We start from the raw sequence: 20991 nt of genomic DNA on the forward strand, positions 1-20991 counted from the left end.
AACACCCAGGTCAGGGTCCCTTCTGTAGCGGGATGGCCGGCTCGAACCGCACCGGCGCCCCGAACGCGGCCCGCCGCGAGGCGCGTCGGAGCACGGCGAGGACGGCCGGGCCCGCCAGGAGGATCGCGACGAGGTTGGTGATGGCGCGGCCGGTGTCCCAGCCGAAGCTCGACGTGGTGAGGGTGAAGACGAAGAAGGTGTGCAGGTTCTCCCAGGGGGTGGCGGCCGGATCGAAGCCGAGGCCGGTGCCGATCGCGGTGAAGGGCCAAAACCACATGTTCATGATGAAGCCGAAGGCGTAGGCGGCCACGACCCCGTAGGCGGCGAGCATCGCGATCTCGGCCTTGCCGGTGACGCGCTTGGGCAGCAGTCCGGCGCCCAGCCCGATCCAGGCCGAGGACACCATCTGGAACGGCAGCCACGGCCCGACCCCGGCGGTCAGCAGCGCCGAGGCGAACAGCGAGGTCGCGCCCATCGCGAAGCCGAAGCCGGGCCCGAAGACGCGGCCGGCGAGCACGAGCAGGAAGAAGACGGTCTCGATGCCGGCGGTGCCCGCGCCCAGGGGCCGCAGCCCGGCGTTGACCGCCGAGAGGACGCCCAGGAGCGCGAGGACCTTCGGGTCGATGCCGCCGGAGGACATCTCGGCGAGCACGACGGCGAGGATCACCGGCATCGCGATGAGGAAGGTCAGGGGCGCGTCGGAGGAGTGCGCCATGGCCTCCGGCTGGGGCGGGGCGAACAGGGGCCAGAAGAACATCGACAGCCCGGCGAGGCTCGCCACGGTCAGCACGAAGCCGGTGCGCAGGTTGATGCCGATGATCGACACGCGGTTCACGCGGGTGCCTCCTGTCCGCTCAGGGCGCCGGCGATCTGTTCGACGGTGAGCCAGGGGAGTGGGGCGAGGACCTTGGCGACCTGCGGCGCGAAGGCGGGTGAGGACACCACGACCTCGGCGGTGGGCCCGTCGGCGACGATCTCGCCCTCGGCCATGACGATCACGCGGTCGGCGGCTCCGGCGACGAACTCGACGTCGTGGGTGGCCACGACGACCGCGCGCCCGGCGGCGGCCTGCGCGCGGACGGTCTCGGTGAAGCGCTGTTTGGCGTGGTAGTCGAGGCCGCGCGTCGGCTCGTCGAGGAGGACCACGCCAGGCGCCGAGGACAGCTGCACGGCCAGGACGAGTGCGAGTTTCTGCCCCTCGGAGAGGTCCCTGGGGTGCCGGTCGCCGGGGATGCCCGGCGCGAGCGTGTCGAGCAGGGCGCGGCAGGTTCCGGGCGCGACCGCCGACTCGGTGTCGCCCTGGCGGCATTCGGCCTCGACGGTGTCGAGGTAGATGAGGTCGGCGGCGGTCTGGGGAACGAGCCCGACGAGGGCGCGCGCGGCCTTCGCCGAGGCCTTGCCCGGGTCGGTGCCGGCGACGTCGACGCTCCCCGACCGGCGCGGCCCGGAGCCTTGCAGCGCCCACAGCAGCGAGGACTTGCCCGACCCGTTGCGGCCCATGAGGGCGACGACCTCACCGGCGCGCAGGTCGAGGTCGACGGCCCGCACGGCCATGATCTGCCCGTAGGCGACCGAGACGCGCTCGGCCGTCAGCCGTGACTCGCCGGCGACGGCGGGAAGCGGTGCGGGTTCGCGGTCGGTGAGCCGTTCGCGCAGCCCGGCGGCCCGGCGGCGGGCGTCGCGCACCGACAGCGGCGGCGGCTCCCACCCGGCGAGGCGCCCGAGGCGCACGACCGGCGGGGCGATGTCGCTGCCGGCGATCAGCGCCGCCGGTTCGCCGTGGCGGACGCGGCCGTCGCCGTCGAGGTGGACGAGCCGGTCGGCGTACTGGAGGACCCGCTCGACACGGTGCTCGGCGACCAGGACGGTCGTGCCGAGGTCGTGGACGAGGCGGATGATCGCGGCCAGGACGTCCTCGGCGGCGGTCGGGTCGAGCGCGGAGGTCGGCTCGTCGAGGACGAGGACCTTCGGGTGCGAGGTGAGTACCGAGCCGATCGCGACCCGCTGCTGCTGGCCCCCGGACAGCGTGCGCAGCGCGCGGCGGCGCAGTTCGGCGATGCCGAGCAGGTCGAGGGTCTCCTCGACGCGCTTGCGCATCACCTCCGGGGCCATGCCCAGTTGCTCCATGCCGTAGGCGAGCTCGTCTTCGACGGTGTCGGTGACGAACCCGGCGAGGGGATCCTGCCCGACGACGCCGACGAGTTCGGCGAACTCCTGCGGCGGGTGGTCGGCGGTGGATTGCCCGTCGACGGTGACGCGGCCCAGGAGCGTTCCGCCGGTGAAGCGCGGCACGAGGCCGTTGACGGCGCCGAGCAGCGTGGACTTGCCCGCGCCGGTGCGGCCGGTGACCAGGCACAGTTCCCCTTCGGGGATGTGCAGGTCGACCTCGGCGAGCACGGGCCGTTGGGCGTCGGTGTGGAAGAAGGTCACGTTCTCGAAGCGGATCACGCGGGCACCTCGCGGGCGGTGGGTTCGGCGATGCCCTGCGTGAGGTCGGGCGGCGGCGCGAGCCACGCCGGGAGCACGCCGACCAGGATCGCCGCGGCCGGCAGCAGGCCGACCTCGGGCCAGGTCAGGGGGTTGAGGGAGGGATAGAGGTTCGCCGGGTCGACACGGGTCGTGAGGTACATCAGCGCACCGGTGGCCAGGCCGGAGGCGGCGACGGTGAACTCGCCGGGCCGCCAGCGGTCGGGGCGGTAGCGGCTGCGCCGGACGCGTTTGCCGCCGATGACGAAACCGGTGGTGGCCACGGCCAGGCCCGCCAGGAGCATGGGTGCTCTCATATATGGCGGGGTCGAGGCGTCCATGACCCCGTACAGGCCGGCGCACACCCCCAGCAGGCCGGTGACGACCAGTGACCCGGTGAGCAGGCGCGTCCCTCGCGGCACCCGCCCGGTGCGCCCGTAGCCGTGCGAGGCCATGGCGGCGGCCAGCGCGAGCGAGCGGTTGAGCGCGTCTTCGAGGACGGGTATGAGGATCCCGCGCAGCGCACGCAGGCCCTTCTGCCCGCCGGCTCGCAGGCGGCGGGCCCGCCGTACGCGTATGACGCTCTCGACGAGCTGCGGCGCCACCGTCAGCGCGACCACGACGGCCGTGCCGATCTCGTACAGGGCACCGGGCAGGGCTTTGAGCATGCGTTTGGGGTTGGCGAGGGCGTTGGCGGCGCCGACGCACACGACCATCGTCGCCAGCCGCAGTCCGTCGTAGAAGCCGCCGAGGACCTGTTCGACGGCGACCGCGCCGAACAGCCGGATGCCCGCCGCCCACTCCGGCAGCGGGATCTCGGGCAGCGTGAACAGGATGATGTCGCCCTGCCCGCCGCCGAAGACGATCCGGAAGACCACCCGCATCGTCACGATGAACCCGGCCAGGTACAGGTACATCCGGAAGGCCAGCGCCCAGGGCGCGTCACCGCGTCGGCGCACGACGACGTAGCCGCACACCGTGAGGATCATGACCAGCAGGATCGGATTGGTGGTGCGGCTGGCCGCGGTGGCGAGCCCGAGCGACCACAGCCACCACGCACCGGGGTGAACGGTGCGCGGCAGCGGTGGCCACAGTCCGGCGAGGCTCAACTCTCTTGGCCGCGTCGGGCGTGTTTGCGGCGCCAGGCGACCGCTCCGCCGCCGACGGCGAGCAGCGCGACCACGGCGATACCGGCCAGGGTGCTGCCGGGGATGCCGCGGCTGGTCGCGTTCGACGCGTTCTGCATGCCGTCCTCGCCGACCCCGGTCCAGCCGGGCGCCTCGGTGGGCAGCACGGCCGTGCCCGGGGAGGACTCGACGGGCGCGGACGGGCCGGTGCTCGCGGAGGGAGCGCCCGACTCGCCGGGCTTCTTCGGGGCGCCGGGCTCGTCGTCGCCGGGTTTCGCCGGATCACCGCCGCCGGGGGAGCCCGACCCGTTCGAGCCGGAGCCGTCGTCACCGCCGTCGTTCCCGTCGTCACCGCCACCGTCGTTTCCGCCGGTGGGCGGCGGCGCGGGCCGCACCGGGGCGATGCGCGGCGCCGGGTTGCTCGTCGCCGACTTGTTCTTGGAGAACGACCAGCCCTCGAAGCTGCCCTGCGGCGGCTTGCGGTTCATCACGCCCCACTGGCTGTAGGTCCAGTTCCCGCCGTTGGGCGAGTGCCAGTAGCTCCAGTAGGCGGTGGCGGGGGGAGTGTCGATGCACGGTTCGTCGGCCGCTCCCGGCTTGCCCTCGATCCGGCAGACGAAGGCCTCGCCCCAGCGGTTGGTGCCGGTGATCTGGATCCCGGCGTTCTTCAGCGCCGCGTGCCCGGTCGCCTGATCGCCGGGGGCGCAGCGGATGATCGTGGTCCCGCCGAGCTCCTGGAAGTCGATGACCACCGTGACGCCGGTGGCGTCGGGGCAGTGGCCGGGCGTGCCTTTCGACCCGTCGACCGCCGAGGCCGGCGATGCCGCGACCGCCGTGCTCAGCCCGGCGAGCAGCGCCACGGCGGCGAGCGCGTGGAGGATGCGTCGGGGGGTGCTCATGATGTTTGCGCCCCCTTGCGCTTGCGGGCGGCGAGGAACAGCACCGCGCCGCCTGCCAGCAGGATCAGCGCGGCACCGCCGAACATGAGCAGGCTCGAACCGGTCAGCGGGAGCTTGCCGTTGCCGCCGGGGCCTGGGGGGACGCCGACCGTCGTCGTGGTGGCCGGAGTGGTGACCGGCGCCGAGGAGGCCGGGTCCGTGGGGGTCGGCGTGGCGGTCGCCGTCGGCGAGGAGCTCGTGGGGTCCGTCGGGCTCGGCGAGTCGGAGCCGCCGGGGTTCGGGTCGGTCTTGCCGATCTCGCCCAGCGGGACCTGCGCGAGCACCAGCAGCGCCTGCGGGGTGGCCCGGCGCCAGGTGTCGCGCTGGAGCGGGTCGAGGCCGTTGGCCTTCGCGTCGGCGAGCAGCTCGTCGTTGTAGGCGATCGTGCCGACGTCCTCGCTCGCCGCACCGGCGTCGGCGGCGGTGATCTGGCGCGCGGCGACCCACGCGGCGGCCCGGTCGGCCTCCGCCTGGTGCCCGGTGGCGGCCAGGGCCTGTCCGGCCAGGCCGGTGGAGTTGGCGTTGGACGCCTCGGTGGGACCCGAGCCGCCGAACTCGCCGTCGGCGCGCTGGATCTCCTTGAGCCAGTCGCCGCCCTTCTTCGCGGCCGCGGCGGCGCCCTCGGCACCGTCCCCGGCGGCGGCGAGGAGCGCCTGCACGGCCATGCCGGTGGAGTCGGGGTCGAGGACCGGGTTCTCCTGCGCGTCGCAGTCGCCGTTGACGGTCGTGCCGCCGAAGGCGTAGGGGTACAGGCGGAAACCGCCCTCGGAGCACTGCTGGTCGATGAGGAAGTCGACGGCGCTCTGCGGCACGTCGCCCGAGCCGGCCAGCCCGAGGATCGCCAGGGACTGGTCGAAGGTGTTGCTGGAGTCGCTGCCGTCGGTGACCTTGTTCTTGACCCGGCCCTCCTCGGGGCCCTTGTCGGCACCGGCGACGAGGTCCAGGACCTCCTGGCGCATGTCGTAGTCGCCGAAGGCCTCCGGGTCGGCGTCCGAGATCGTGGCGGCGTACAGGACCTTCGCGGCCGCGCCGGCGATGCGCTGGCCCTTGGTGTCCCACAGGTCGAGGGAGAAGTACTCCCAGGCGCGCTCTTCGAGGGCGGCGGTGATCTTGTCGGCGGTGGCCTTCTCGACACCGGTGGCCTTCAGGGCGATGAGGGTGTCGATCGTCAGCCCCCAGTCCGTGGTGCCCCAGCCGGTGGGGATGTGGCCCTCCGCGGTGATCTCGCCGGCCTGCCAGGTCGCGGCGTCGCGGGCGGCGGCGGTGTCGGCCAGGGCGGAGGGGGACATGGCCACGGCGGCGGCCACGAGTACCGAGGCTCCCGCTCCGAGGATGGCCAGGGTTCGGCCGGATGGTCTGCCGGGCATCGGGGGCACCTTTCAACGCGCGAGGGGCGGTCGGCGTCGGGGACCCGGAAGGGCGGTGGAACGAAAGAACCCCTGGCGCATCCGTGACGAATGCCGCAGGGGCCCGAAAGACTCGGCTACCGGGCTCCACACCGCAGACCATGACAGTGAGAAGCAGTGCACGCGTACGGCAGGTGTTCCGACTTGCGGCTCTCGCCGCTCACGGTTGCAGGTCAGCGCCGGATTCGCACCGGCTTCCCCTTGTCGCACACGCGATTCGATTGTGTCGCCGGCTCATCACCGGCGACCGGAGTCTACTGCCGGCGACCGCCCGTGCGCCAGCTCGCCAGAGCGATACGGCACACATTCGGGCCGTGCCCTCAGGCCCGTCTTGACACTCCCCGTGCGGCTGTCCATACTGCCTGCTGCAACTCCAATGAGGACGGTAGCGGGGGAAGTCCGGTCGAAATCCGGCGCTGACCCGCAACGGTGGGCCGCGGTCGCAACCGCGGCGAGCCCGAATACCCGCCCGTCCTGCTTCGCCCATTTCCCGTCGTGGTCCGCGGGACGGCGACCGGATGCTCAGGCGCCCCCAATGCCCGTGACGACCGGTGCGCGGTCCCGCATACCGGAAAGGCGTAACCACGCCCATGTCACACCGCCTCTTGCCGCGCGCCGCCCTCATCGGCGGACTCGCGCTCGCGGTCCTCGCCGCCACGCCCGTCGCGGCATCGCCCCCCACAGTCGACCGCGGTGAGGCCGCCGCCGGCTGGCTCGCCCGCCAGATGGTCGACGGCGAACGCTTCGAGACCGTCTTCGACGGCGTCGCCTACCCCGACCAGGGACTCACCCTCGACGCCGTGTTCGCCTTCGCGGCGACCGGGACGGCCGACGACCACGCCGACCGCGCCCTCGACTGGCTCGCCGAACCCGGCGTCACCGGCGGCTACGTCGGCGAGGGCACCGAGTCCTACGCCGGCGCCACCGCGAAGCTCTCGCTGGCCGTCCAGGTCCGCGGCGGCGACCCCAGCACCTTCGCCGGCCTCGACCTCGAAGCCCGCCTGCGCGCCCTGGAGACGGCCACCGGCCGCTTCTCCGACGCCTCGGCCTGGGGCGACTACAGCAACGCCTTCAGCCAGTCGCTGGCGATCCTGACGCTCGACCGCACCACGACCGGGGCGCCCTCGACGGCGGTCGGCTTCCTCGCCGGCAGCCGCTGCGCCGACGGCGGCTACCCGCTGCTGTTCGGAGAGTCGACCTGCACGAGCAGCGTCGACGCCACCGCCTACGCCGTCCAGGCGCTCCTCGCCGTCGGCCGCTGGCCGGACGCCGGCGCCGGACTGCGCTGGCTGGCGAGCGTCCAGTCGCCCAACGGATCCTTCAGCGACCTCGGCGTCGAGAACGCCAACAGCACCGGCCTGGCCGCCCAGGCCCTGCTCGCCGGCGGACGCCTCGGCGCGGCGATCAAGGCCCGCCAGTTCGTCAAGACCCTCCAGATCGACTGCACCGGAACCATCGCCACCCGCGGCGCGATCAACCTCAAGGCCGGGCCCTTCGACCCGTCGACCGCCAATCGCGCCACCGCCCAAGCCGTCCTCGGCCTCGGCACGACCAGCCTCGCCGACCTCGACGCCGACGGCTCGGCCACCGGCGACCCCCTCCTGTACTGCCACTAGAAGGAGCACCGACATGACCCTGTCCACCCTCACCCGCCGCGCGGTGCTCCTGCTCGCCGCCGCGCTCGCCTCGGTCGCGCTCATCGCCGCCGACCCGACCGCGCGCCCCGCGCACGCCGCCGCCTGCGCCGGGACCACCGGCGTCACCGTCGTCGTCGACTTCACCGCGTTCGGCGGAAGCGTCGACACCCGTTGCGCGCTCGGCGATCCCGCCACCGGACTGGAAGCCCTCGAAGACGCCGGGTTCGTCATCACCGGCACCCAGCGCTGGGGCAAGGCCTTCATCTGCCGCGTCGACGGACTGCCGCTCCCGGCCGCCGAGGCGTGCGTGAACACGCCCCCCGCCTCGGCCTACTGGTCGTACTGGCACGCCGCCCCGGGCGGCACCTGGAGCTACAGCACGAGCGGCGCGACCTCCTACAACCCCGCGCCGGGCTCGGTCGAAGGCTGGGCCTTCGGTTCCGGCGGTCAGCCGACGGTCGCCCCTTAGCGACGACGGTTCCCGAGTGAGACGGCCCCGGCGGGAGCATCCCGCCGGGGTCTCACGCCAGCCCGAGCTCGCGGTCCCTCGGCGCGAAGCAGGACGCGACGAACGCGGGGTCGGCCATCGGTGGACTCCAGCGCGGATCGCGGTCCTTGTCGATGATCTGCGCGCGGATGCCCTCGGCGAGGTCATGGGTGTGCAGCAGCGCCGAGGACAGGCGGAACTCCTGGTCGAGCGCGGCCTCAAGGCTCGGCAACGCCGCCGCCGAGCGCACCGACCGCAGCGTCACCGCCAGCGAGGTCGGCGACTTGCCCTCGATCTCCTTGGCCGCCGCCCGCGCCGCCGGGTCGGGGTGGGCGCGCAGCCGGTCGAGGATTTCATCGACCTCCTCGGCGGCGTAGCACTCGTCGATCCAGCCGCGCGCCTGCGCGAGCTCGCCCGGCGGGGGAGGGGTGCCGAAGGCGGGCACCCGGCCGTCGGTCAGCGCGGCGGCGAGCTCCGGGAAACGCGCCGTCGGCATGTAGTGGTCGGCCAGTCCGGCGTAGATCGCGTCCCCGGCCCCGATCGAGCCGCCGGTCAGCGCCAGGTGCAGACCCGTGAGGCCGGGCGCGGCGGCGAGGAGCCGGCTGCCGCCGACGTCGGGATGCAGGCCGATGCCGACCTCCGGCATCGCCAGCCGCGAACGCTCGCTGACCAGCCGGACGCCGGCGTGGCCGCCGATCCCGATCCCGCCGCCCATCACCAGGCCGTTCATCCACGCCACGATCGGCTTGGGATAGGACGCGATGCGCGCGTTGAGCCGGTACTCCGCCGCCCAGAAGTCCAGCGAGGCCGTCCCGCCCGAGACCGCGTCGGCGTGCACCGCTCGGATGTCGCCGCCCGCGCACAGGCCCCGCTCGCCCGCGCCGGTGATCAGGATCGCGCGCACTCCCGGCGCGTTCTCCCAGCGGTCGAGGGCCTCGCGCATGAGCGCGACCATCTCGCCGTTGAGCGCGTTGATGGCCCGCGGCCGGTTGAGGACGATCCGGCCGAGACGGCCGGTGAGCCTGGCGAGGACGGGCGGGAGGTTCATGGGGCCAGGATGCCCGGTCGCCTCCGGGCGGGTCAGTACCGGGGGAGGCCCAGCACGACGCCGATGGCCTCGTTGAGGTGGTCGACGGTCGCCTGCGGGAGCTGCCCGAGCGTCGGCCCGAGGCGGATCTGGGTCACCTCGTTGAGCCGGTCGGGCATGATCCACCCGACCGCGTCGACGCCCTCGGGAAGCGGCACGGACACGCCCGTGTCGGCGGCCTCGGCATCGGCGGTGATCCTGGCGACGATGGCGCGGCTGGTCGCCTCGTGCATCTCGTCGGCCGAGACCACCGCGATCAGGATGTCACCGGCGACGGTGGTCCGCAGGCGCCGGATCTGGCCCCGCCGGACGCCGTTCGAGCGCACTAGGCGAGGTCTCCGGCCAGTTCCTCGGTGAGGTGGTCGACGTCGAGCTGCTCGCGGTGCGCGATGCGTTCGGAGACCCGGAAGTAGGTCATCGCGGTCTTCGCCTGCTCGCGGCGGGCGAGTTCACCGTTGACGTACGCCGAGAGCGAGACGCCGGCGTTCTTCGCCTGCGAGCGCAGGCGCGCGATGAGGTCCACGTCGAGTGACAAGGAGACGGGCGATGTCGTCATAGCGACTATGGTAGCGATCCTCGCATGACTTGTCGGAGCCGTTGTGCCGAATTCGCGCGAGTGCGACGCGTCCGTGGTCTCGCCAGGGCCCCGGGCCTGCCCGAAAGGGCAGGCGGTGCGTGCCGGTGGGCGGCATGCTGGTCGCAGGGAGGCTGGTCCCATGCGTCGACAGATGTCCGAGTACGAGCTCCGGCCGCAGCGGGGGGCCGCCACCGCGACTCGCCCCGACACCGTCGCCGGCCCGCGCGACCTCATGGCCTTGCAGCGGACGGCTGGCAACCGCGCCGTCGGGCGGCTCGTGAACGGCTACGCCCCGACCGTGCAGCGCTGCGGCCCCGACTGCGACAAGGAAGAGGCCGCGCAGGGTGTGCCGGGCATGGAGGCGGAGTTCCCCGCTCAGGGCCGCGCGCCGTTGGCGGTCCAGCGCGCGGCGAACTTCGCGCCCGGTGCCCTCCACCAGGTCAACAACCTCGCCGACGCGGTCATCAACGGCACGCCCGCCGGTGTCACCTGGCCGATGCTGAACGGCACCCAGTTCTGGAGCAGCCCCGTCGTGCGGGGAGCGCTCGCGCGGCCGACGGTCAACACCGTCGCGGCCGCCGGCGGAGGTTTCGACGCCTCGGTCACGGCCGTGGGCAACAACACCGGGAGCTGGGACGAGACTGTGCTGGCGGCCGGTCCCTGGCGCCTCAACACGACCAAGGCGGCCGTCGTCGCGGCCGTCCCGGCGCTGGCCGCCGCGTGCGGCGCGGCGGGCAACACGACCTTCCGCGCGTCGGGGAACCCCAGCGACAACCACATGTTCACCGCCAACCGCAGGCACGAGGACCACCACGCGACCGACCACGAGGCGGCGTTCAACGCGACCATCGCGCCGTGGGACGCGGCCCTGACAGCTGCGCTGACCGGCCGCCGGACCTTCCACGGGGCGACGCAGGCGGCGGCCGAGGCGGCGCTGTGGGCGGCGGTCGGCGGGACTCCCGAACAGGTCGCCGACGCGTACTTCAACGCCTGCCTCGCCGCCGTGGTCGCCTATCACGGGACCGCCGCGGGTGGCCCGATCGGTGCGCCGACCGGCCATGGGCACCGCGACAACTGCCGCAACTCCTGGGCCCGCTACCGGAACCCGTCATGACCGTCGCCGCGACGCTCGACACGAGCGACCCGGGGTCCGGGCTGACGGTGGTCCTGCGGCTGACGAACACCTCGGCGACGAGCGTCGGCGTGCTCGACCCGGCCTTCGCCAACCCGCCGCCGGACGGGCCGTGGACGGTGGAGACCTACCGGGTGGCGCAGCTGCTCTCCTACGGATTCCTCCGGATCACCGTCACCGACCGGGAGGGGGAGCGGGTCGAACCGAGCCCCGTGGAGACGTGGGCGACGCACGTCCTGCGCGCGCCGCTCGTGCTGGCGCCGGGTGAGCACCTCGACGTGCCGATCCCGCTGGGGGCCTTCTACGAGCTGTCACCGGGCGCGAGCTACCGGCTGGCGATCGCCTACGGGGAGGGGGAGCCGCGAGTCACGGCCGAAGCCGACGTGGTGGTCCCGGCGAGCGGCGGCTGACTCCCCGCCGTCGCGTTTCCCCAGGCCAAAAGTGTCGCACCCATGCGGGAAGATCTCTCCATGACGACGACTCCCGCCTTCGCCCTGACCGGCCTCACCGCCTACAACGACGCGGTGGACACGGCCCTGAGCGCCTCCGCCGCGTACTACGGCGACGGCGAGACGGCCCTCGACGACGCCACCTTCGACGCCCTCCTGCGGGCGCTCGGCGAATACGAGCGCGAGCACCCCGAGCACGTCCGCGCGGACTCGCCGGTCGGGAAGGTCGGCGGCGGCGCGGCGCCGGTCGGCGACGTCGCCCACACCGTTCCCATGCTCAGCCTCGACAACGTGTTCAAGGCCGAGGAGCTGGTGAAATGGGGCGCCTCGCTCGTGCGGCGGCTGGACACCGCCGTCGAGGGCGGATACGCCGTCGAACCGAAGCTCGACGGCGCCGCCATCGCCGCCCGCTACCGCGAGGGGAAGCTGGTGCAGCTCGTCGGGCGCGGTGACGGCCGGGTCGGCGAGGACCTGTCGGCGGCGATCGGCACCATCGTGGGGCTTCCGGAGCGGCTGACGCGGCCGGTGACCGTCGAGGTCCGCGGGGAGGTGCTGCTGACGCGCGAGCAGTTCGAGGTCGCCAACGAGCTGCGCCGCGCGAACAAGGGGAAGCCCTTCTCCAACGCCCGCAACGGCACCGCCGGGACCCTGCGCGGCGCCGCCGGCCGCAAGTACCAGATCCCCACCACCTTCTACGGGTACGGGGCCGTCGCGCTCGACGGCGCCGAGGTGCTGCACGGCGGCACCCACGCCGAGGTCATGGCGCAGGTCGCCGAGCTGGGCGTGCAGACCACCTCCGGCACCATCACCGGCCTGCGCGTCTACGAGACGCTGGAGGAGGTCCAGGCGCGCGTCGAGGAGATCACCGCGATGCGCCCGGGCCTGCCCTACGGCATCGACGGCGTGGTCATCAAGGCCAACGACCTCGCCGAGCAGCGGGCCGCCGGGTTCGCCACCCGCCACCCGCACTGGGCGATCGCCTACAAGCTCCCGCCGGTGGAACGGCAGACGAAGCTGCTGGCCGTCGAGTGGAACGTCGGGCGCACCGGTGTCATCGCCCCGCGCGCGGTGCTGGAGCCGGTCGAGGTCGACGGCAGCGTCGTCCAGTACGCCACCCTGCACAACCCGGCGTTCATCACCGCCAGCGGCATGATGATCAACGACACCGTGACCGTCTTCAAGGCCGGCGACATCATTCCCCGCATCGAGGCCCCCGTCGTCGCGCTGCGCGGCGAGGACGCCGTCGCGATCGAGCTGCCGTCCGTCTGCCCCAAGTGCGGCGGGCCGATCGACACCTCCGGTGAGCGCTGGGAGTGCGCCAGCGGTGCGAGCGGGGGTTGCGGGCTGCTCGCGGCCCTGTCGTACGCCGTCGGGCGTGACCAGCTCGACATCGACGGTCTCGGCGGCACCTTCCTCGAAGCGCTGGTCGAGGCCGGGGACGTGCGCGACGTCGCCGACCTGTTCACGCTGACGCGCGAGCAGCTCACCGTCGCCGCCCGCAGCGAGAAGCGCGCCGACACCCTCCTCGGCCAGATCGAGGCGGCCAAGTCCAAGCCCCTCAGCAGAGTGTTCTGCTCGCTGGGCGTCGTCCGCACCGGCCGCACCCTGTCGAGAGAGATCGCCCGCCACTTCACCACCATGGACGCCATCCGCGCCGCCGACGCCGACGCGCTCGCCCGTGTCCCCAAACTCCCCGGCGCCAACTCCCCCAAGATCGCCGCCCACATCGCCGCCATGGGGCCCGTGATCGACAAACTCGCCGCCGCCGGCGTCAACATGACCGAGCCCGTCACCGAAGGCGCCGACACCGGCCCCCTCGCCGGTGAGGTCGTGGTCGTCACCGGCGGTATGAACGGTCCCCTCGCCGGCCGCAACCGGACCGACATGCGCACCCTCATCGAAGACGCCGGTGGTACCTCCTCCGGCAGCGTCTCGAAGAAGACCACGATCCTCGTCGCCGGCGAGAACGCCGGTTCCAAGGTCACCAAGGCCGAAGAACTCGGCGTCACCGTCCTCTCCGAGGACGACTTCGCCGCGCGAGTGGCGGAGTTCCTGGGGTAGGGGCGGGCGGGGGCGGGGTCGGGCCGCCGGTGGGGCCGGGGCCGGACCGGGCTTGGTCAGGTTGGGCGGGCAGGCCTGGGTTGCCCGGCCGGGCTGGCTGGGGGTGAGGTGAGGCCAGTGGCAGCGCCAGCGCCAGCGGCGGCCGGGGACCGGTGACAGGCGCTGGTCCGTGCGGATGGCGTGTCACGGCTGCGAACCACGGAACACGGTCGGGTTCGCCGACCAAGTCCTCGTCAACCGTCACGCCCACCGCTCACCGGTCCGGTCCGCCTCCCACCGCTCACCGGTCCGGTCCGCTTCCCATCGCTCAGGGCCGACGGGTCCGCCCGTCCACCGCCTGCCACCCATCGCGCACCGTCTGCCGCCCGCGTCCAGCGGTCCGGGATTCTCGGCCGCTGATGCGACGGGAGCCCCGACGCCACCGAAGTACTCGCGCCGTCCGTGCCCCCTGGCGCACGCCCCGGCGACTCCCGCAAACGGCGAGCGCGGGTCGACGCGACGGAAGAATCCTCACCGCGTGTACTCGCCATCCCGGCGTCGATTTGACCTGGCAGTGGATGCCCCAGAGGTAAAGCATTGCCGGCCCTCAGACGCGCGATCATGCGCCGCCGCCCGCCGCCCGCCGCCCGCCGCCCGCCGCCCGCCGCCGACTGTCCGCACTCGCCCCGCCTCCGCTATGTCCGGCTCGGCCGTTGTCCGCCTCACTGCTCCCGGCCGGCTGTCCCGGTCCTCAACGCCCCGCCGCTTTCCTTGCACCGACGGCGCCACTTCCCCGGCGACTCCCCCCAACCGCATCCGGTCCGGCCCAGCCCGGGAACGGGGCTCCACAACTCGCCGAACCTCTGCCGGATGGCCACCTGACATCGTCGTCCTCCACGTCGACGATCGGCCCGCATCACCGCCTCCGCCCCTCACTGTGGGAACGCAGTTCTCGTCCGGCGCCCAGCGGTCCCACGCCGGCGTTCTGAGCGGTGCCTCTGCCGCGCCGTCCCCCTGCGGGCCGACGATCGCGGCCCTCACCAGACCACCGCCCGCTCCACCCCCCGTCCCTCAGTTTTCCGTTCCAGCAGCCGGGGCGTCGGGACGGCGCACCCAGCCGACGCCGCGACGGTCGCGGGCGCGCTACTCACGCCAAGCTTGTGCCACCCCGCCACCCCGCCACCCCGACCAAGCTCCGGAAATACCGTGCAGACATCCCTTCGCGGGCGGCGGTCTCGTCCCGTCTACGCCGCTCGCCCTCGCAGCACCGCCCCCTTTCCACTCGTCCACCCCGACCTCAACCCCAACCCCCGAACCGAGGCTCTGACGACTCGCCGAACATCGGGCCGTACTCCTGCCCTGCGCCATCGGCCACCACGTAGGCCGCTTCGGTTCTCGAAACCGCCTCCCACAGCCGAACCACGAGGTCGGCCACCGGGACCTGCGGTAGCGACAGGACCCCCAACAGGCGGGCACGTTCCTCGACGATCTCGGGCCTGTCCTCAATCGACTTCCGTTCGAGATGCCTCGCGGAGACCTGCATGACCTCCAGATCGCCGCCACCGGAGAACCCGAGGCAGTCCTGCCACTGCAACCCGATGATGATCCCCAGTGCGCCGGGCAGGTCATCGGCGATCAGGCCGCACTCCCCTTCGGAACTCGCGAACACCACCGGTCGGCGGCCCTTCACCTCAACTCCCAGGAAATAGGCTCCACCCGCGAACTCTCCGGCGATGGGCTCCAACGCCTCGCCCGAGACGAGCCCCGACCCCTCGCCGTTCTCTTTGCGCCAGACGTCGAAGCCGAAGGACCTCAGCGGTTCACCGGCCTCCGGAGTACTCCGGATGAAACCGAGCAGCCGATCACTCGCGCTCATGAGATGGACGGTAGTGGGCGGCGTTCGTCCCCAAGCCGACCGCACCACCCCACTCCAAGCCCCTCCCGGCACGATCCCGCGCCGACTTCCCTTCCCCCGCCGCTGCCCTTATGGGACTTTGCCCGAACAGTGCCGACAATTCACCCTCGAACCAGGACGTCCGCCACCGCCGCGCCGGATCCGCTCGCGATCCCGCCGCCCGGCAACGCGGCCGCCTGTCAAGCGCCGGGCCCTGTGGTGGGTCGCCCGGCGTGGTGGGTTTCGACGGTCGGCGAAGGTGGGTGTTGCCGTGTTCATGGCCCGAGGTGTAGCGCGGGATCCGGCCGGCGGGTGGGCTCGCGGGGGAGGAGCGGGCCGGGGCCCGCGACCGTCCCCGGCTCGCGGCCCCGTGTCGGTGCTCGACCTCCAGCGCACGGCCGGCAACCGGGCGGTGTGCGCACTCGTCCGGTCGGGCGGCCTGAAGCGCTCCGGCGGCGGCCTCGGGGCCGGAGCCGGGGTGGTGCAGCGCTCCCCCAAGGCGCCCAAGCCGCCCAGCGTGACGACCCGGCTGGCCACGCTGGAGGAGCAGCAGGCGATCACGGCCAAGCGCGTCGCCGCGCTGGAGGTCGACGCGCGCTGGCGCGCCCGCTTCGGCGAGAAGTTCGCCGACTACGAACAGGTCGTCCACCGCATCAGCGGCGGCATCGAGGCGGCCACCACCGGCTTCCAGAGCGCCCAGCAGGAACAGGCGCAGGCCAACGCGCTCGCCGTCCAGGTCATGGGCATGATGGCGACCGTCGCCTTCTCCGCCGGCCTCGAATGGGCGCTGACCCTCGGACTCGGCCGCCTCGGCTTCAAGGCCGACCGGATCCAGACCGTCGTCGAGGCCGTCGAGAACCCCCTCAACACCGCCGCCCAGGGCACGGTGAACATCGTCGCGACCGCGCGGGGCGCCTCCGACGCCAAGCACGGCCAGACCCCGACGGTGCAGGCACCGGAGGGCACCCCGGGCACGAACTCCGCGTCGGGCGCCGAGGTGACCGCGGGCGCCGCCGACCCGGGGGCGATCAGCAGCCCGATGGCCTTCCTCACCGGCAACCTGGAGCGCCTCGCCGCGAAGCGCCAGGGCATCGAAGGGGCTTTCGCGACCCGCGCCCAGCGCCTGGCGGGCATGACCCCCGAGGCATGGAGCACCTTCGACCCGGCGGCCCAGAACGCGACCTACCAGACCCACTACGACGACCTGTCCCGAACCTCCTCGGGCATCTCCGCGATGCGTTCGGCCACCGACGTGGCGCACATCCTCGAACGCCACATGTGGGCCAAGTGGATCAAGGCCCAGGACCTCGCGGCCCGCGCCGCCATCGACGACGCGCTCGCCGCCGGGAATCCCATCGACCTCGACCCCAACCGCCCCGGCCGCACTCCCGAGTTCGGCCTCGGCGGCTACGTCGAGGACCGGCTCAACGCCCTGTCGGTCGCGCGCTTCGCCGGCGTCGTGCTCACCGGCCACTGGTGGTCGTCGAACGAGCCCGACAACTGGAAGCACGTGCTCTTCGAATGGGCCTCGCTCTACGGCGAGAGCGTGGCGAACGCCTAGCGCCGGCTCACTTCAGCGCCGCGCGCGCCTCGGCGGCCAGCCCGTCCAGCCCGTCGAGGGTCTCGGCCCGACCGGGCTCGTCGCCGGGCAGCCCGCGCGCGTACGCCAGCGCCCGTGCTCCGCACTCGTACAACGCCGGCAGCAGCTCGACCGTCGGCGCGGACAGTACGGCGTCGGCGACACCGGCACCATCCACAATGGATGGCCCGGAGACCGTCGTGTCCTCGCCCGCGACGGCCAGGCCGTACTCGCCCGGATAGCGCGTCACGTAGGCCCCGAAGTCCTCGCCCGCCGACAACCGCGCCACGGCCTCGAAGCAGCTCGCGATCAGCGCGGTGAGGTCGTCCTCCACGAAGACCTCACGGCCTTCGGCGGCGAAGAGCAGACGCCCGTACCAGTCGTGGAAAGGCTCGTCGGGAACGACCTCGGGCCCGGGTTCGACGTCGAACCCCCGCTCGCTCCGGACGGCGAACTGCACGCTCACAGGCATGGCTGACCCTAACCCACGATCAATCGCAGGGCGTCGATCAGCGCCTGCGTCAGGTTCTGCACCCCGGGCCCGGCCACCGGGAAGAACTGCCCGATCACCGGCGAGGCGTTCGGCTGCAAGGTCCCGAACTGGACCTCGAACCCGCTCGGCAGCATGATCCGCACGGGCCCCTTGATCGTCCCGTGCGTGACGACCGCGTTCGACTGGCCGCCGTTGAGGACCCGCAGCGGCGTCGGGAGGGTCACCGGGGTGGCCCCCATCGTCCGCGTCGTCGCCATGGCGCCGGCGTTGTCGAGCAGCGTCACGGCCGACTGCAACTCCGCCTGCACCTCGGCGGCGGTGAAGTGCGGCGGCCAGAAGGTCTGCCCGGTCGGGTTGACCCCGGTCGCGAAGTTGTAGTGCGCCAAGGTGTGCTCGTCGCACATGTGCGCCAGGTTGGAACCCGAGTACGGCCCCAGCGCCGGCCCGGTCGCCGGCGGCAGCGTGCGGGCGTGCAGGGCCCGCGCCATCGCCCCGAGCCGCTGGAACTCCGCGGCGTTCCCGCCGGAGAGCGTGACCAGGTCGGCGACGTCGGCTCCCGCGTGCCCCCGGCCGACCGCGATGTCCATCAGGTCGGCCAGCAGCGCCGAACTCGGTTTGCCGCCGGCGCCCGCGATCAGGGTGCGCAGCCGCGTCCCGTCGTTGCCGAGCGCGGTCAGCATCCGAGACAACTGCGGGATGTCGTCGGTCAGCGTGATCAGCTCGTCGAGCAGGGGCGCGTTGTTGCGCAGGCGGGTCAGCAGCCCGGTCAGCTCGGCCGGCGTCGCGGTGCCCGCCAGCAAGCGGCCGAGCATCGCCGCGTCGCCGCCGCTGGCGGTCACGATCCCCAGGAGCCGGTTGACCTCGGCGACCGTCCCGGCCCGCGCGATCATCACGCGGATCAGCGCGGCGTCCCCGCCGGCCGCCGTGACCGCCCGCACCATCTGCGCCACCTCGGTCCACGTCGAACCGGACAGCAACTGCTCCAGCAGCGCCCCGTCGCCCCCGAGAGCGGTGACCACGACCCGCAACTCCGCCGCGCTCGGCGCCGCCCGCAGCAGCCGCAGCAGCCTCGGCGTCCCGCCAAGCAGCGCGCGCAACTCCATGAACTCGGTGATGCTCGCCGTCCGCCGCACCGCGAGCATGATCTCCTCGATCGTCTGGAGATCGGCGATGATCACCCGGACGGCCGCGATGTCACCGCGCGCCCAGATCAGCAGCATCACGAAGCGCGTTCCGCCGCCCAGCGACTCGGCCAGCCGGGCCAGCCACTTCGCCTCGGACAAGAACTTCAGCACCCGCCCGGGAATGACGATGGACACGATGTCGAAGATCGACCGCCCGACGAGCTTGCCCCGCTCGTAGTCGGACAGGTCGTCGCGGATCCACGCCTGGTAGACGCGCCACGCCGCGATGACCACCAGTACCGCGATGCCGATGACGGCGAGCACCAGCAGCACGACCTTGATGACCGCCGCAGCCGCCGCGATGGCCGCCGCGACCGCCGCGATCACCTCCAGGAGCAGCCCGATCCCGCCGATCGCGAGGATGATCAGCGCCACCACCAGCACGACGGCCAGCACGACCAGGATGATGACCAGCAGGACCTTCACGAAGTCCCACAGCTCCAAGAGGAACCCGACCAGGATCCCGCCGATGAAGTTCGCGGCCCGAGACAGCCAGCTCTCGTCCTGGATCTCCCGCGCCCGCTCGTCGATCTTCCCGCCGAGCTCGGTCACGACCCGCTCCTGCGCGCCGATCGTGTCGTCGACCTTGCGGGCCATCTGCCCCTGCGCCTCGGTGAGCTGCCGCGCCCAGGACGCGTCGGCCTCCGTGACCGCCCGCGCGGACTCCCGGTCCACGTCGGTGACCGCCCCGGTCATCCCGTCGACGGCGTCGCGCGCGGTGTCGGCGATCCCGCCGTTGGTCTGCGACATCGTGTCGGCGCAACGCGCCTCGAAGTCCGACGCCGCCCGCGACAGCGGCTCGGTCGCCTGCGCCGTCCCCGCCCCGATCCGCCCGGCGGCCTCGGCGGCCCCGGCGTCCATCGCCTGACCGACCTGCAGGACCTGATCCTCCTGCGCCGCGTCGAACTCCCCGAGACTGCTCGACAACTCCTGGTCGGCCTCCTCCAGAACCTGCTCGCAGGCCTGCGGCGGCGCACCCGCCAACGTGGACGCGACCCGCTCACGGAAACCGTCGAGCGAGGAGTACGCCAACTCGGTCTGCGCGTCGATCTGACCCACCGCCGACTCGCCCTGCCTCGCCATGCCGTCCGCACCGGCCTGCCCGAGCTGCGCCAGCGCCGGATTCAGCGCCGCACGCTGCTGCCCGATGTCGGCCACCAACCGGTCGTGCGAGCGCTGGAGGCCGTCGATCGCCTCATCGGCGGAACGGTTGATCGACTCGGTCGAGGTACCGCGCTCGCCGTCGATCCGGCGGTGCCCGGCCGTGCGCGCCTCCTCGAAGCGCGCGGCGGCGTCGCGGCCCTCACCGGTGAACTTCTCGGCGAGCTCGGCGGCGTCCTTGCGGACGGCCTTGGCGGCCTCACCGCCGGCGTCCTCGATCTTCCGCGCGGCCTCGGCGGCCATGTCGCGCGCCTCGGCGCCGATGCGCGGGCCGCGTTCGACCTCGCGGTACTGGCCGGCCTTCTGCTCGCCCAGCGCGCGGGCCCGTCCGGCGCGGGTGTTGCACTCGCGCACGGCCCGTCCGGCCTCGGTCTCACCGGCGGTGCGGGCCGCGCGGGCCTGCGCGGCCGCCGCGTCGGTCATGGCGGTCTTGTGCCGGTCGATCGTGGTGTCGAGGGCGGCGTTCTGGGTGCGGGCGGTGTCGGTGACCTCGCCGAGTTTGGTGCGGCGCTGGGCGTTGATGCCGTCGCGGGCCTGCGTGAAGGCGGTGCGGACCTGGTCGAGTGACTGGGTGAGGCTCGTCTGGAGGGCCTGCCGCTCGGTCAGCGCGGCGGTCGAGACGACCTGGCCCGACGCGGTCGCGGACGCCCGGATCCGTTCCCGCCGGGCCGTCGCGGCGGCCTGAACGGCGGTCCGCCGCGCGGTCACCCGCTCTTCGAGCCCCGCGGGCCCGCCGCCGCCGGTCGCCGTCGGCGTGGGACCGCTGTCGGTGGTGGGAGCTGTAGGTGCGGGTGCCGTGTCCACAGTGGGGGCCGGGCTCGCGGGCGCGGGTGGTGCCGTCGGTGCCCCGGGTGCGGACGGCGTCGCTTCGGCCCGTGCGGGCGGCGGCGCCTGCGGGACCTCCGGCGTGGCGGACACCGGCGGGGCGGCCGGTGCGGCTTCCGGCGGCCCTCCGGCAGGCGGACGCGGTGGTGGCGCCGCGACGGGCGCAGGGGCGGCCTCCTCGGGGCCGTCCTGCCGCTGCAAGGGAACCGGTTCGGCGTCGACCGTCGCCCGCCCGGCGGACTGGCCGCCGAGCAGCGTCGCCATCCCGCGCTGACCCACGGCCTTCTGCAGCGCGAGGATCGCGCGCGGCTGCATCAGCACACGCGGCCGCGTCGTGTCCGGCCCACCGGTCCGAACGACCGGCCGCTCATCGCGCCCGGCCTCCGAGCGCGCCGAGGCGGCCTCGGCGGAGGTCTCGGCCTCCCCACTCCGCTCGCTGCGACGCATATCCCGATGGTGGCCAGCCGACGAGCCTGGGGGGAGCACGAAGGGGCAGCACTAAGGGCATC

The 20991-nt window shown here is 73.2% G+C and carries 17 protein-coding genes and 2 riboswitches; of the genes, 6 read left to right on the plus strand and 11 right to left on the minus strand.

Translation table 11 applies throughout. From position 1 onward, the window contains the following. Positions 1–10 precede the first annotated feature (10 nt). Genes AB0I28_RS08900 through AB0I28_RS08920 form a run of 5 tightly spaced genes read right to left on the minus strand, consistent with a single transcriptional unit; the run spans position 11 to position 5898 of the window. Positions 11–835: an ECF transporter S component gene (locus tag AB0I28_RS08900; RefSeq protein WP_357491159.1), complete on the minus strand. Its 825-nt coding sequence runs from the start codon at positions 833–835 to the stop codon at positions 11–13. Then, positions 832–2448 (minus strand): ATP-binding cassette domain-containing protein, encoded by a 1617-nt coding sequence (locus AB0I28_RS08905; RefSeq protein ID WP_357491161.1) that lies wholly within the window; start codon positions 2446–2448, stop codon positions 832–834. The genes AB0I28_RS08900 and AB0I28_RS08905 overlap by 4 nt, the downstream gene beginning before the upstream one ends. After that, complete coding sequence (locus tag AB0I28_RS08910; protein WP_357491163.1) at positions 2445–3575, minus strand: CbiQ family ECF transporter T component; 1131 nt, start codon at positions 3573–3575, stop codon at positions 2445–2447. The genes AB0I28_RS08905 and AB0I28_RS08910 overlap by 4 nt, the downstream gene beginning before the upstream one ends. After that, positions 3572–4492, minus strand: a complete 921-nt coding sequence (locus AB0I28_RS08915) for a hypothetical protein (RefSeq protein ID WP_357491165.1) — start codon at positions 4490–4492, stop codon at positions 3572–3574. Before AB0I28_RS08915 ends, AB0I28_RS08910 begins: the two co-directional genes overlap by 4 nt. Continuing rightward, positions 4489–5898, minus strand: a complete 1410-nt coding sequence (locus AB0I28_RS08920; RefSeq protein ID WP_357491167.1) for a cell wall anchor protein — start codon at positions 5896–5898, stop codon at positions 4489–4491. Before AB0I28_RS08920 ends, AB0I28_RS08915 begins: the two co-directional genes overlap by 4 nt. A 150-nt stretch (positions 5899–6048) precedes the next feature. Beyond that, a riboswitch (cobalamin riboswitch) is annotated at positions 6049–6186 on the minus strand. Between the two features lie 81 nt (positions 6187–6267). After that, positions 6268–6425: riboswitch (cobalamin riboswitch) on the plus strand. 102 nt (positions 6426–6527) lie between these two features. Between AB0I28_RS08920 and AB0I28_RS08925 the strand changes: the two genes are divergently transcribed. Both AB0I28_RS08925 and AB0I28_RS08930 read left to right on the plus strand, forming a co-directional pair. Continuing rightward, the gene (locus AB0I28_RS08925; RefSeq protein ID WP_357491169.1) at positions 6528–7553 is read left to right on the plus strand and encodes a peptidase; all 1026 of its coding nucleotides are present in this window, start codon (positions 6528–6530) and stop codon (positions 7551–7553) included. A 13-nt stretch (positions 7554–7566) separates the two neighbouring features. Next, a complete protein-coding gene (locus AB0I28_RS08930) occupies positions 7567–8043 on the plus strand; it encodes a hypothetical protein (RefSeq protein WP_357491171.1) in 477 nt (158 codons plus the stop codon). 52 nt (positions 8044–8095) lie between these two features. Here AB0I28_RS08930 and AB0I28_RS08935 read toward each other — a convergent pair whose 3' ends face one another. From AB0I28_RS08935 to AB0I28_RS08945, 3 genes are read right to left on the minus strand one after another with little or no spacing between them, the layout of a single operon-like run. Beyond that, positions 8096–9109, minus strand: coding sequence for an enoyl-CoA hydratase/isomerase family protein (locus AB0I28_RS08935; protein ID WP_357491173.1), 1014 nt, complete (start codon positions 9107–9109; stop codon positions 8096–8098). Between the two features lie 32 nt (positions 9110–9141). Beyond that, the gene (locus AB0I28_RS08940) at positions 9142–9474 is read right to left on the minus strand and encodes a type II toxin-antitoxin system PemK/MazF family toxin (protein ID WP_357491174.1); all 333 of its coding nucleotides are present in this window, start codon (positions 9472–9474) and stop codon (positions 9142–9144) included. Next, on the minus strand, positions 9474–9704 hold the full coding sequence (locus AB0I28_RS08945) for a hypothetical protein (protein ID WP_357491176.1): 231 nt from the start codon (positions 9702–9704) through the stop codon (positions 9474–9476). The genes AB0I28_RS08940 and AB0I28_RS08945 overlap by 1 nt, the downstream gene beginning before the upstream one ends. A 160-nt stretch (positions 9705–9864) precedes the next feature. On the opposite strand from AB0I28_RS08945, the gene AB0I28_RS08950 reads away from it, so the two are divergent. From AB0I28_RS08950 to ligA, 3 genes are read left to right on the plus strand one after another with little or no spacing between them, the layout of a single operon-like run. After that, entirely contained in the window at positions 9865–10839 is a 975-nt protein-coding gene (locus AB0I28_RS08950; protein ID WP_357491178.1) for a hypothetical protein, read from the plus strand. Then, positions 10836–11267 (plus strand): hypothetical protein, encoded by a 432-nt coding sequence (locus tag AB0I28_RS08955; RefSeq protein ID WP_357491180.1) that lies wholly within the window; start codon positions 10836–10838, stop codon positions 11265–11267. The genes AB0I28_RS08950 and AB0I28_RS08955 overlap by 4 nt, the downstream gene beginning before the upstream one ends. A gap of 60 nt (positions 11268–11327) precedes the next feature. After that, positions 11328–13367, plus strand: a complete 2040-nt coding sequence (gene ligA, locus AB0I28_RS08960; protein WP_357491182.1) for an NAD-dependent DNA ligase LigA — start codon at positions 11328–11330, stop codon at positions 13365–13367. Between the two features lie 1276 nt (positions 13368–14643). Here the strand turns inward: ligA and AB0I28_RS08965 are convergent. Beyond that, a complete protein-coding gene (locus AB0I28_RS08965) occupies positions 14644–15222 on the minus strand; it encodes a hypothetical protein (protein ID WP_357491183.1) in 579 nt (192 codons plus the stop codon). Between the two features lie 388 nt (positions 15223–15610). Here AB0I28_RS08965 and AB0I28_RS08970 point away from each other — a divergent pair, with 388 nt between their 5' ends. Then, positions 15611–16801, plus strand: coding sequence for a hypothetical protein (locus AB0I28_RS08970; RefSeq protein ID WP_357491185.1), 1191 nt, complete (start codon positions 15611–15613; stop codon positions 16799–16801). Positions 16802–16808: 7 nt separating this feature from the next. On the opposite strand, the gene AB0I28_RS08975 is transcribed toward AB0I28_RS08970, so the two are convergent. Together AB0I28_RS08975 and AB0I28_RS08980 are read right to left on the minus strand one after the other, a co-directional pair. Further along, a complete protein-coding gene (locus AB0I28_RS08975) occupies positions 16809–17291 on the minus strand; it encodes a hypothetical protein (RefSeq protein ID WP_357491186.1) in 483 nt (160 codons plus the stop codon). A gap of 8 nt (positions 17292–17299) precedes the next feature. Further along, a complete protein-coding gene (locus AB0I28_RS08980) occupies positions 17300–20929 on the minus strand; it encodes a hypothetical protein (RefSeq protein WP_357491188.1) in 3630 nt (1209 codons plus the stop codon). Positions 20930–20991 lie beyond the last annotated feature (62 nt).

Source organism: Phytomonospora sp. NPDC050363 (assembly GCF_040655735.1).
In the GTDB taxonomy this organism is placed as follows: domain Bacteria; phylum Actinomycetota; class Actinomycetes; order Mycobacteriales; family Micromonosporaceae; genus Phytomonospora.

Coding starts and splice junctions, on each gene's coding strand:
- AB0I28_RS08945 (WP_357491176.1), bottom strand. CDS start 9,704: ATGACGACATCGCCCGTCTCCTTGTCACTCGACGTGGACCTCATCGCG.
- AB0I28_RS08965 (WP_357491183.1), bottom strand. CDS start 15,222: ATGAGCGCGAGTGATCGGCTGCTCGGTTTCATCCGGAGTACTCCGGAG.
- AB0I28_RS08975 (WP_357491186.1), bottom strand. CDS start 17,291: ATGCCTGTGAGCGTGCAGTTCGCCGTCCGGAGCGAGCGGGGGTTCGAC.
- AB0I28_RS08920 (WP_357491167.1), bottom strand. CDS start 5,898: ATGCCCGGCAGACCATCCGGCCGAACCCTGGCCATCCTCGGAGCGGGA.
- AB0I28_RS08915 (WP_357491165.1), bottom strand. CDS start 4,492: ATGAGCACCCCCCGACGCATCCTCCACGCGCTCGCCGCCGTGGCGCTG.
- AB0I28_RS08925 (WP_357491169.1), top strand. CDS start 6,528: ATGTCACACCGCCTCTTGCCGCGCGCCGCCCTCATCGGCGGACTCGCG.
- AB0I28_RS08935 (WP_357491173.1), bottom strand. CDS start 9,109: ATGAACCTCCCGCCCGTCCTCGCCAGGCTCACCGGCCGTCTCGGCCGG.
- AB0I28_RS08980 (WP_357491188.1), bottom strand. CDS start 20,929: ATGCGTCGCAGCGAGCGGAGTGGGGAGGCCGAGACCTCCGCCGAGGCC.
- ligA (WP_357491182.1), top strand. CDS start 11,328: ATGACGACGACTCCCGCCTTCGCCCTGACCGGCCTCACCGCCTACAAC.
- AB0I28_RS08930 (WP_357491171.1), top strand. CDS start 7,567: ATGACCCTGTCCACCCTCACCCGCCGCGCGGTGCTCCTGCTCGCCGCC.
- AB0I28_RS08955 (WP_357491180.1), top strand. CDS start 10,836: ATGACCGTCGCCGCGACGCTCGACACGAGCGACCCGGGGTCCGGGCTG.
- AB0I28_RS08950 (WP_357491178.1), top strand. CDS start 9,865: ATGCGTCGACAGATGTCCGAGTACGAGCTCCGGCCGCAGCGGGGGGCC.